The sequence below is a fragment of the Mesorhizobium sp. M1E.F.Ca.ET.063.01.1.1 genome (assembly GCF_003998155.1).
Taxonomy (GTDB): Bacteria; Pseudomonadota; Alphaproteobacteria; order Rhizobiales; family Rhizobiaceae; genus Mesorhizobium.
The window spans coordinates 1-1,067 of sequence record NZ_RZSC01001232.1 but is presented as its reverse complement, the minus strand read 5'-3'; the positions used below and the strand labels follow the sequence as shown (position 1 = coordinate 1,067).

2 protein-coding genes are annotated in these 1,067 nt (G+C 64.1%); both read left to right on the top strand.

Features of this window, described 5'->3' with window-relative positions; all coding sequences use genetic code 11:
* Positions 1-196, top strand: a 196-nt coding sequence (locus tag EOA29_RS37505) for an amidase family protein (RefSeq protein ID WP_245468755.1), incomplete at its 5' end; no start/stop codon positions are given.
* Positions 197-236: 40 nt separating this feature from the next.
* The gene (locus tag EOA29_RS37500) at positions 237-1,028 is read left to right on the top strand and encodes a YdcF family protein (RefSeq protein ID WP_126093861.1); all 792 of its coding nucleotides are present in this window, start codon (positions 237-239) and stop codon (positions 1,026-1,028) included.
* The last annotated feature ends 39 nt before the right edge of the window (positions 1,029-1,067 follow it).

Sequence of the window (1,067 nt, the reverse complement as noted above, 5' to 3'; positions counted from 1 at the left end):
CCTCAACGACATCTTCACGGTGACTGTGAACATGGCCGGCCTGCCGGGCATTTCCGTGCCCGCCGGCCTGGACGGCAAGGGCCTGCCGCTCGGCCTGCAACTCATCGGCCGGCCGTTCGACGAGGAAACGCTGTTCCAGACGGCGCATGTCATCGAACAGGCGGCGGGCAAGTTCCAGCCGGAGAAGTGGTGGTAGGCTCAGTCATCGGGGTCCATGCCGGCCCAGCGGGTGAGTGATGTTCTTCTTCCTCTCGAAGCTCTTCTGGTTTGTCGCCAGGCCGCTCAACCTGGCGATCTTCCTGCTGCTGGCAGGCTTGGTTGCCGGCATCTTCGGCCGGCGGCGATTGGCAGCCTCCGGCAGCGTTCTTGCCTTTGTCATCCTTGCGCTTTCGACATGGTCGTCGATTGGCGTCATGATGCTCAATCCCCTGGAAGAGCGCTTCCCAAGACCTCCGCTTCCGGCAAAGGTTGACGGTATCGTCGTGCTGGGAGGCGCCATGGACGGTGCGGTCAATATCGTGCGCGGCGGCTATGAATTGAATGCCAGCGGAGACCGCCTCGTCGAGGCGGCGATGCTGGCTCGGCGATTCCCGACAGCGAAAGTCGTCGTCACCGGCGGTCCGCTCGAAATGCTCGGCGAAGGCGAGGGCGATGCGGACGCCGCGCCGCGCCTGCTCACAGCGCTCGGGGTGGGCGCAGACCGCCTAGTCCTGGAGAACAAATCACGCACCACTTACGAGAATGCCGTCTTCACCAAGAGGCTGGTGATGCCGAAACCGGGCGAGACCTGGCTGCTCGTCACGTCGGCTTTTCACATGCCGCGCGCCAAGGCGCTGTTCGACAAGGCCGGCTTTCCTACCATTCCCTGGCCTGTCGACTATTGGACCACGGGCAAAGAACGCCTCTACCGCACAAGTCCCGGCGACAATCTGGAAATCACCACCAAAGCGGTCCGTGAATGGGTCGGGCTCATCGCCTACTGGCTCGCCGGCCGCATCGATCAGCCTTTTCCCGGGCCGGGCGGCTGACCGAGCACTGCCTGGCGCGCGGCCGAGTAGAACTGCCGG